This window comes from Streptomyces griseorubiginosus, assembly GCF_017614965.1.
GTDB classification, from domain to species: Bacteria; Actinomycetota; Actinomycetes; order Streptomycetales; family Streptomycetaceae; genus Streptomyces; species Streptomyces griseorubiginosus_B.
In genome coordinates, this window is sequence record NZ_WVUG01000337.1 from 1 (window position 1) to 9,270 (window position 9,270).

The 9,270-nt window shown below is 70.2% G+C and carries 6 protein-coding genes; 5 read left to right on the forward strand and 1 reads right to left on the reverse strand.

What is annotated here, in order from left to right; genetic code table 11:
* Positions 1-193: 193 nt before the first annotated feature.
* Complete coding sequence (polA, locus tag GRC12_RS37810) at positions 194-2,920, reverse strand: DNA polymerase I (RefSeq protein ID WP_208784771.1); 2,727 nt, start codon at positions 2,918-2,920, stop codon at positions 194-196.
* Positions 2,921-3,116: 196 nt separating this feature from the next.
* Between polA and GRC12_RS37815 the strand changes: the two genes are divergently transcribed.
* The 5 genes from GRC12_RS37815 (at position 3,117) to GRC12_RS37835 (ending at position 9,225) form a co-directional block, all read left to right on the forward strand.
* Positions 3,117-5,396 carry an FdhF/YdeP family oxidoreductase gene (locus GRC12_RS37815; RefSeq protein WP_208784772.1) on the forward strand — a complete coding sequence of 760 codons (2,280 nt, stop codon included), beginning with the start codon at positions 3,117-3,119 and terminating at the stop codon, positions 5,394-5,396.
* A gap of 52 nt (positions 5,397-5,448) precedes the next feature.
* The gene (locus GRC12_RS37820) at positions 5,449-5,937 is read left to right on the forward strand and encodes a hotdog fold thioesterase (RefSeq protein WP_208784773.1); all 489 of its coding nucleotides are present in this window, start codon (positions 5,449-5,451) and stop codon (positions 5,935-5,937) included.
* Between the two features lie 93 nt (positions 5,938-6,030).
* Positions 6,031-6,705, forward strand: coding sequence for a hypothetical protein (locus GRC12_RS37825; protein ID WP_208784774.1), 675 nt, complete (start codon positions 6,031-6,033; stop codon positions 6,703-6,705).
* Positions 6,706-6,933: 228 nt separating this feature from the next.
* Positions 6,934-8,154 (forward strand): branched-chain amino acid ABC transporter substrate-binding protein, encoded by a 1,221-nt coding sequence (locus GRC12_RS37830; protein ID WP_208784776.1) that lies wholly within the window; start codon positions 6,934-6,936, stop codon positions 8,152-8,154.
* Positions 8,155-8,295: 141 nt separating this feature from the next.
* The gene (locus tag GRC12_RS37835; protein WP_208784775.1) at positions 8,296-9,225 is read left to right on the forward strand and encodes a branched-chain amino acid ABC transporter permease; all 930 of its coding nucleotides are present in this window, start codon (positions 8,296-8,298) and stop codon (positions 9,223-9,225) included.
* Positions 9,226-9,270 lie beyond the last annotated feature (45 nt).

Below are 9,270 nucleotides of genomic sequence, written 5' to 3' on the forward strand. Positions count from 1 at the left end.
GACGGACACCGGTGCGGCACCCTGCGCTCCCGCCGGGCGGCGGTGGAGCATGCGTATACCCATGCCCGCATCCTTACGGGCCCCGGGGGCGGGGGGCGTGCTGACGGGGGCCACGTGAGTGACCGGGCCTTGAGCCGGGGGCTCGTCGCAGTACGACCTCGCGGCGACGAACCCCCTGCTCGGCCGCCGCAGGCTAGTGCGCCGCCGACTCCCAGTCCGGGCCCGCGCCCACCGAGACGCCCAGCGGGACGTTCAGGTGGACGGCGTCGGACATCTCGCGGCGGACGATCTCCTCCGTGGCCGCACGCTCCCCGGGGGCGATCTCCAGGACGATTTCGTCGTGGACCTGCAGGAGCATGCGGGACTTCAGGCCGGCCTCGCGCAGCGCGTCGTCCACCTTCAGCATGGCGATCTTGACGATGTCCGCCGCCGTGCCCTGGATCGGCGCGTTGAGGGCCATCCGCTCGGCGGCCTCGCGGCGCTGCCGGTTGTCGCTGTTGAGGTCGGGCAGATAGCGGCGGCGGCCGAAGAGGGTCGCCGTGTATCCCGTCGCTCGCGCCTCGTCGACCGCCCGGCGCAGATAGTCCCGGACGCCGCCGAAGCGCTCGAAGTACGCGTCCATCAGGGCCCGCGCCTCACCCGCGTCGATGTTCAGCTGCTGGGACAGGCCGAAGGCCGACAGCCCGTACGCCAGGCCGTACGACATCGCCTTGATCTTGCGGCGCATCTCCGCGTCGACCGCGCCGGGCTCGACGGCGAACACCTGCGAGGCGGCCGTGGTGTGCAGGTCCTCGCCGGAGGTGAACGCCTCGATGAGGCCCGCGTCCTCGGAGAGGTGCGCCATCACGCGCAGCTCGATCTGGCTGTAGTCGGCGGTCATCAGCGACTCGAAGCCGTCGCCGACCACGAAGCCGCGGCGGATCGCGCGGCCCTCGTCGGTGCGGACCGGGATGTTCTGCAGGTTGGGGTCGGTGGAGGACAGCCGGCCGGTCGCGGCGACGGTCTGGTTGAAGGTGGTGTGGATCCGGCCGTCCGTCGCGACGGTCTTGATCAGGCCCTCGACGGTGACCCGGAGCTTGGCCTGCTCGCGGTGGCGGAGCATGATCACCGGCAGCTCGTTGTCCGTCTGGGTGGCCAGCCAGGCCAGCGCGTCGGCGTCCGTGGTGTAGCCGGTCTTGGTCCGCTTCGTCTTCGGCAGGGCGAGCTCGCCGAAGAGGACCTCCTGGAGCTGCTTGGGAGAGCCGAGGTTGAACTCGTGCCCGGCCGCCGCGTGCGCCTCCTTCACCGCCTGCTGCACGGCCCCGGCGAACATCTGCTCCATGGCCTCCAGATGGGCCCGGTCGGCGGCGATGCCGTGCCGCTCCATCCGGGCCAGCAGTGCGGAGGTGGGCAGCTCCATGTCCCGCAGCAGGTCCGCGGCGCCGACCTCCTGGAGCCGGCCCTCGAAGGCCTCCCCCAGGTCGAGGACGGCACGGGCCTGGACCATCAGTGCCTCGGCCTCGGCGCCGTCGTCCGTGCCGAACGCCAGCTGGCCGTCGGCCGCCGCGGCGGGGGCCAGCTCGCGGTGCAGGTACTCGAGCGAGAGGGCGTCCAGGTCGAAGGAGCGGCGGCCCGGCTTGACCAGGTAGGCGGCGAGGGCGGTGTCCATGGAGACGCCGTCGACGCTCCAGCCGTGCTCGGCGAAGACGCGCATCGCGCCCTTGGCGTTGTGGAAGACCTTCGGCCTGCCGGCGTCGGCCAGCCACGCGGCGAAGGCCGTCTCGTCCGCCTCGTCCAGCTGGGAGGGGTCGAACCAGGCGGCCGGCCCCGCGGGCGCGGCGAGCGCGACCTCGGCCACCGAGCCGGTGCCGAGCGCCCAGGTGTCGACGGTGGCCACGCCGAGCGTGCCGGTGCCGTGCTCGGCGAGCCAGGGGGCGAGCTCTCCGGTGCCGAGGACCGTGCCGTCCAGCTCCACGCCGTCCGTCGTGATCGGGGTCGACTCGGCCTCCTCGGCGCCCGGGTCGACGGCGAACAGGCGCTCACGCAGGGAGGGGTTACGGATCTCCAGGGTGTCCAGGATCATCGCGACGGCCTTGCGGTCGTACGCGGGGCGCTCCAGGTCGGTGACCGCCTTGGGCAGCTGGACCTGCCGCTCAAGCTCGGTCAGCCGGCGGTTGAGCTTGACGGCCTCCAGGTGCTCGCGGAGGTTCTGGCCGGCCTTGCCCTTGACCTCGTCGACGCGCTCGACCAGCTCGGCGAAGGAGCCGAACTGGTTGATCCACTTCGCCGCCGTCTTCTCGCCGACTCCGGGGATGCCCGGCAGGTTGTCGGACGGGTCGCCGCGCAGGGCCGCGAAGTCGGGGTACTGGGCGGGCGTCAACCCGTACTTCTCGAAGACCTTCTCCGGGGTGAACCGGGTCAGCTCGGAGACGCCCTTCGTCGGGTACAGCACCGTGGTGTGCTCGGAGACCAGCTGGAAGGAGTCGCGGTCGCCGGTGACGATCAGCACCTCGAAGCCCTCGGCCTCGGCCTGGGTGGCAAGAGTGGCGATGACGTCGTCGGCCTCGAAGCCGTCGACGGCGAACCGGGAGACGTGCATCGCGTCCAGCAGCTCGCCGATCAGCTCGACCTGGCCCTTGAACTCGTCCGGGGTCTTGGAGCGGTTCGCCTTGTACTCCGTGAACTCCTCGGAGCGCCAGGTCTTGCGGGAGACGTCGAAGGCCACCGCGAAGTGCGTGGGCTCCTCGTCGCGCAGGGTGTTGGCCAGCATCGACGCGAAGCCGTAGATCGCGTTCGTCGGCTGGCCCGTCGCCGTCGTGAAGTTCTCCGCGGGCAGCGCGAAGAACGCGCGGTACGCCAGCGAGTGCCCGTCCATGAGCATGAGGCGGGGTCGGTCGCCGCCGGGGGACGTCTCGGTCTTCTTCGATGCTGTCTCTGCCACGTCCCCGATCCTGCCACGCCCCACTGACAGTCGGCCGCCATCGACGGTCACGACCGGGACGGTGTTGCCTCTTCCGCAACGATTGCTCAGTGCGCAACCATTGCCGCGTCCTCGGCAAACCCGGCGGCCTCGTTGTCGCCGGTGCGTGCGAGGATCGGACGTGTAGGACACGGGTGCCGGTGAAGGAGACTCAGCGATGGCAACAAAGCCGCCCAAGGGCGATCCGGTCCAGGACGCGCCGCAGGTCGCCGAGCCGAAGCACGCGGCGGCCGGCCTGCCCGCCATCGGGCACACCCTGCGCATCGCCCAGCGGCAGATGGGCGTCAAGCGCACCGCGCTGACCCTGCTGCGGGTCAACCAGAAGGACGGCTTCGACTGCCCCGGCTGCGCCTGGCCGGAGCCGGAGCACCGGCACACGGCGGAGTTCTGCGAGAACGGCGCCAAGGCGGTGGCCGAGGAGGCCACCCTGCGCCGGGTCACCCCCGAGTTCTTCGCCGCGCACACCGTGGCCGACCTCGCGACCCGCAGCGGCTACTGGCTGGGCCAGCAGGGACGCCTCACACACCCCATGTACCTCCCCGAGGGAGGCGACCGCTACGAGCCGGTGAGCTGGGAGCGGGCCTTCGACATCATCGCCGAGGAGATCTCCCGGCTGTCCTCCCCGGACGAGGCCGTCTTCTACACCTCAGGGCGCACCAGCAACGAAGCGGCCTTCCTCTACCAGCTGTTCGCGCGAGAACTGGGCACCAACAACCTGCCCGACTGCTCGAACATGTGCCACGAGTCGTCCGGCTCGGCCCTGTCGGAGACGATCGGCATCGGCAAGGGCAGCGTCCTGCTGGAGGACCTCTACAAGGCCGACCTGATCATCGTGGCCGGGCAGAACCCGGGCACGAACCACCCGCGCATGCTCTCCGCCCTGGAGAAGGCGAAGGCGGGCGGGGCGCGGATCGTCAGCGTCAACCCGCTGCCCGAGGCTGGTCTGGAGCGGTTCAAGAACCCCCAGACCCCGCAGGGCATGCTCAGGGGCGCCGCCCTCACCGACCTGTTCCTGCAGATCCGCATCGGCGGCGACCAGGCCCTCTTCCGCCTCCTGAACAAGCTGATCCTCGAGACGGACGGCGCGGTCGACGAGGAGTTCGTACGCGAACACTCCCACGGCTACGAGGAGTTCGCCGCCGCGGCCAAGGCCGCCGACTGGGACGAGACGCTCGCCGCGACCGGCCTCACGCGCGCGGAGATCGAGAAGACCCTGGACATGGTGCTCGCCTCGAAGCGCACGATCGTGTGCTGGGCGATGGGCCTGACCCAGCACAAGCACTCCGTGCCGACCATCCGCGAGGTGGTCAACTTCCTGCTCCTGCGCGGCAACATCGGCCGCCCCGGCGCGGGCGTGTGCCCGGTGCGCGGCCACTCGAACGTGCAGGGCGACCGCACCATGGGCATCTTCGAGCGGCCCGCGCCCGCCTTCCTCGACGCCCTGGAGCGGGAGTTCGGCTTCGCGCCCCCGCGCGAGCACGGCTTCGACGTCGTACGGGCCATCCGCGCGCTGCGGGACGGCGAGGCGAAGGTGTTCTTCGCGATGGGCGGCAACTTCGTGGCCGCCACTCCCGACACCGAGGTCACGGAAGCCGCCATGCGCCGCGCCCGCCTCACCGTGCACGTATCGACCAAGCTGAACCGCTCGCACGCCGTCACGGGCGCGCGTGCGCTGATCCTGCCGACCCTGGGCCGCACCGAGCGCGATCTCCAGGGCAGTGGCGAGCAGTTCGTGACCGTCGAGGACTCCATGGGCATGGTGCACGCCTCCCGCGGCCGCCTGGAGCCCGCGAGCCGGGAACTGCTGTCCGAGCCGGCCATCGTCTGCCGGCTGGCCCGCCGCGTGCTGGGCGACAGCAGCGTGGTGCCGTGGGAGGAGTTCGAGAAGGACTACGCCACGATCCGCGACCGCATCGCGCGGGTGGTGCCCGGCTTCGAGGACTTCAACGCGCGCGTGGCCCGCCCCGGCGGCTTCGCCCTCCCGCATGCCCCGCGCGACGAGCGCCGCTTCCCGACGAAGACCGGCAAGGCCAACTTCACCGCGGCCCCCGTGGAGTACCCGGAACTGCCCGAGGGCCGGCTGCTGCTGCAGACCCTGCGCTCGCACGACCAGTACAACACCACGATCTACGGCCTCGACGACCGCTACCGGGGCATCAGGAACGGCCGCCGGGTGGTCCTGGTCAATCCCGAGGACGCGCGGCGACTGGGAGTGGCCGACGGGTCGTACGTCGACCTGGTGAGCGAGTGGAAGGACGGAGTGGAGCGGCGGGCGCCCGGTTTCCGGGTCGTGCACTACCCGACGGCACGCGGCTGCGCGGCCGCCTACTACCCGGAGACCAACGTCCTGGTCCCGCTGGACCACACCGCCGACACCAGCAACACCCCGGCCAGCAAGTCCGTCGTCGTCCGTCTGGAACAATCGGCAACCGACTGAGCGTTTGCTCAGGCGACTTGCACGACTGATCCCGACGAACGGAGCCTGGCCCATGGGCGAGCAGCAGCACGTGACGTTCCCGCAGGAGGTCATCGACGAGTACGCGGCACTCGGCGTCGACCTCCCCGCGCTGTTCTCCGCCGGGCACCTCGGCACCCGGATGGGCGTCCAGATCATCGAGGCCTCCGCCGACCGCGTCGTCGGCACGATGCCCGTCGAGGGCAACACCCAGCCCTACGGCCTGCTGCACGGCGGCGCGTCCGCCGTGCTCGCCGAGACACTGGGCTCGGTCGGCTCGATGCTGCACGCGGGCAGTTCCAAGCTCGCGGTGGGCGTCGACCTGAACTGCACCCACCACCGGGGCGTGCGCTCCGGGCTGGTCACCGGCGTGGCCACCCCGCTGCACCGGGGCCGCTCGACGGCCACGTACGAGATCGTCATCAGCGACGAGGAGGGCCGGCGGGTGTGCAGCGCCCGGCTGACCTGCCTGCTGCGGGACGCCCGCCCGGGCGACGCGGCCCCCGCGGACGCCACCGGCTGACCGAACGACCGCCGGCGCCGGCCGGCCCGGCCGCCGTCGGCACCTTTTCCGGCCCACCCCGCTCACCTACCGTTTTCCCATGAGGCTGCGGTCATGAGCGGCACAGGGCCGGTCGAACCCGTCGGGCCGACCGAGACGGGCGACGCCCACGACGTGATCGGCGCCGACGCGCCCCGCCTCGGCGACCAGGCGCTCGACCGCTGGCGCGCCCTGTCACCGCGCGCCCGGGGAGCCGCCCTCGCGGCCGCCGCCCTCACCGCGGCCGGCCTCGCCGCCGTGCTCCTGGCCCCCGGCGCCGGCCCCGACCGGGCCGTCCCTGCGGCCGCTCCGGTCCCCTTCCCGGCGAACGTCACCGGCTGGCACTACCTCGGCCCCGTCACGCCCCCGGACCCCCGCAGCGGCCTGTTCCGCTTCGCCGTCCGGGTCGACAGCGGGCCGCCCGTCACCCTGTCCGTCGTCGACGCCGCCTTCGCCGGACTCGACGCACGGGTCACTCCGGAACCCGCCTTCACCGTCGCCGCGGGCACCACCCGCCGGGTCACGGTGAGGATTTCCGTGACCGACTGCTCCGGCCTCCCCCTCGATGCGGACCTACCATTTCTTGACGTAACGCTCCGTAACACGCGCGCAATACAACACCACAGCTTCATCTTCGACGGCGCGTACTCCCGGGACCTTTCCGCGGTGCTTCACAAGGCCTGCGACCGCTCCCCCGCCCCGCTGCCCTCACGGCCAAGCGGAAGTGCAGGTTCTCAGAATGCGGACTGAACGGAAATTCCGCCAAAACGGCTGAGAGCCCCCTTCCTCCGACCCCTCTGTGCACCACGTCATAACAAGAAAGTCACAAGCCAGTGCACGGCGATGCTCATGCGTACAGACCGGGCTTAGAGTCACGGCCAGTCACCGCTCCATCGGGAGTTCGGTACATGCGCGGCACCAGAAGCCCCACCGGGGCGGAGGTGCCTGCGGAAAGGACTGATTGTGCGTAAGCGTTCCTTGGTGATTCTGACCTCCGTCCTGACCACCGGAGCTCTGACCCTCACCGCCTGCGGCTCCCGTGACAACGGCAACAAGAGCGGCGGCAGCAGCTCCGGCACCACGCTGACCATCGGCGTCGACGCGCCGCTGTCCGGTGAGAACTCCACCACTGGTCTGGGCATCCAGTACGGCGTCCAGATCGCCGTCGACGACGCCAACAAGAACAACTGGGTCCCGGGCGTCAAGTTCAAGGTCAAGGCCCTGGACGACAAGGCCCAGCCCGCCACCGGCCAGTCCAACGCCACGGCCCTGGTCGGCGACGCCTCCGTCGTCGGCGCCGTCGGCCCGCTGAACTCCGGCGTCGCCCAGTCCATGCAGCAGGTGTTCAACTCGGCCAACATGGTCGAGATCTCCCCCTCGAACACCAACCCGACCCTGACCCAGGGCAAGGACTGGCAGACGAACAAGTCGCGGCCGTACAAGACGTACTTCCGCACCGCGACCACGGACGCACTGCAGGGCAGCTTCGCCGCCGACTACGCCTGGAACGGCCTCAAGAAGAAGAAGGCCTTCATCGTCGACGACAAGCAGACCTACGGCGCCGGCCTCGCCGGCATCTTCAACGGCGCGTTCAAGAAGCTGGGCGGCACCGTCGTCGGCACCGACCACGTCAACACCGGCGACACCGACTTCGGCTCCCTCGTCACCAAGATCAAGGCCTCCGGCGCCGACCTGCTGTACTACGGCGGCCAGTACGACGAGTCCGAGAAGATCACGAAGCAGCTCAAGGGCGCCGGCGTCAACATCCCGCTCTTCGGCGGCGACGGCATGTACGCCACCACCTACATCCAGACCGCCGGCAAGACCGCCGAAGGCGACCTCGCCACCTCCGTCGGCGTCCCCGCCGACACCCTGCCCGCCGCGAAGAGCTTCATCGCGACCTACAAGGCCAAGGGCTACAAGGGCGACTACGGTGCCTACGGCGCCTACTCCTACGACGCCGCCACCGCCATCATCAAGGCAGTGAAGGCCGTCAAGGACGCCAACGGCGGCAAGCTGCCCGCCAGCGACGACCTGCGTTCCAAGGTCGTCGACGCCGTCCAGAAGTCCGACTTCGACGGCATCACCGGCAAGGTCTCCTTCGACCAGTACGGCGACACCCAGAACAAGCAGCTGACCGTGTACCAGGTCAAGGGCGGCAAGTGGGTCGCCGTGAAGACCGGCACGTTCAACGGCTGATCTTCAACGGCTGACCCCAGCCCAGGAAACACCGCACCACGGGCCGCGCGGAAGGAGGACCCCGACCGCGCGGCCCGTTCTCACATTCACCCCAGGCACACGACCAGTGCATACGACCACCAGCGACATGGAGGCCATGCGGTGCACACTCTGCCGCAGCAGCTGGCCAACGGGCTGCTCCTAGGCTCGATGTACGGGCTGATCGCCATCGGCTACACGATGGTGTACGGCATCGTCCAGCTCATCAACTTCGCACACGGCGAGATCTTCATGACCGGGGCGTTCGGCGCCCTCACGGTCTACGTCTACATCCTGCCCGACGGCACCTCGATGTGGGCCGCAGTCCCCCTCATGCTGATCGGTGGTGGCATCGTCTCCGTCCTCGTCGCGGTCGGGGCCGAACGATTCGCCTACCGGCCGCTACGGCAAGCACCACGCCTCGCGCCCCTCATCACGGCCATCGGCCTCTCCCTGACCCTCCAGGAACTGGTCCGCAACTTCTACCCCGGCGCCGACAAGTCCCGCGCCTTCCCCAGCCTCGACGCCACCCACAGCATCGGCTCCGTCGACATCACCGACGCCGACATCTTCCTGGTCTGCGCGGCCATCGTCTGCATGTCCTCCCTCGCCTGGTTCGTCCGCAAGTCCCGCACCGGCCGCGCCATGCAGGCCACCGCCCAGGACCCGGACACCGCGCAGCTCATGGGCATCGACACCAACCGCATCATCGTCGTCGCCTTCGCCATCGGCGGCTTCTTCGCCGCCGTCGCCGCAGTCTCGTTCGGCCTGAAGTACGGCAACATCGACTACCGCATGGGCTTCCTGATGGGCCTCAAGGCCTTCACCGCGGCCGTCATGGGCGGTATCGGCAACATCTACGGCGCCATGCTCGGCGGCGTCGTCCTCGGCATCGCCGAGACCCTGGCCTCCGCCTACATCAGCGACATCCCCGGCATGCAGCAGCTCGGCGGCCAGAGCTGGGCCAACGTCTGGGCCTTCGTACTCCTCATCCTCGTGCTCCTGTTCAGGCCACAAGGCCTGCTCGGCGAGCGCGTCGCGGACAGGGCGTGATGACATGACCGAGACCAAGACCCCCGCCACCCCGCCCTCCGACGC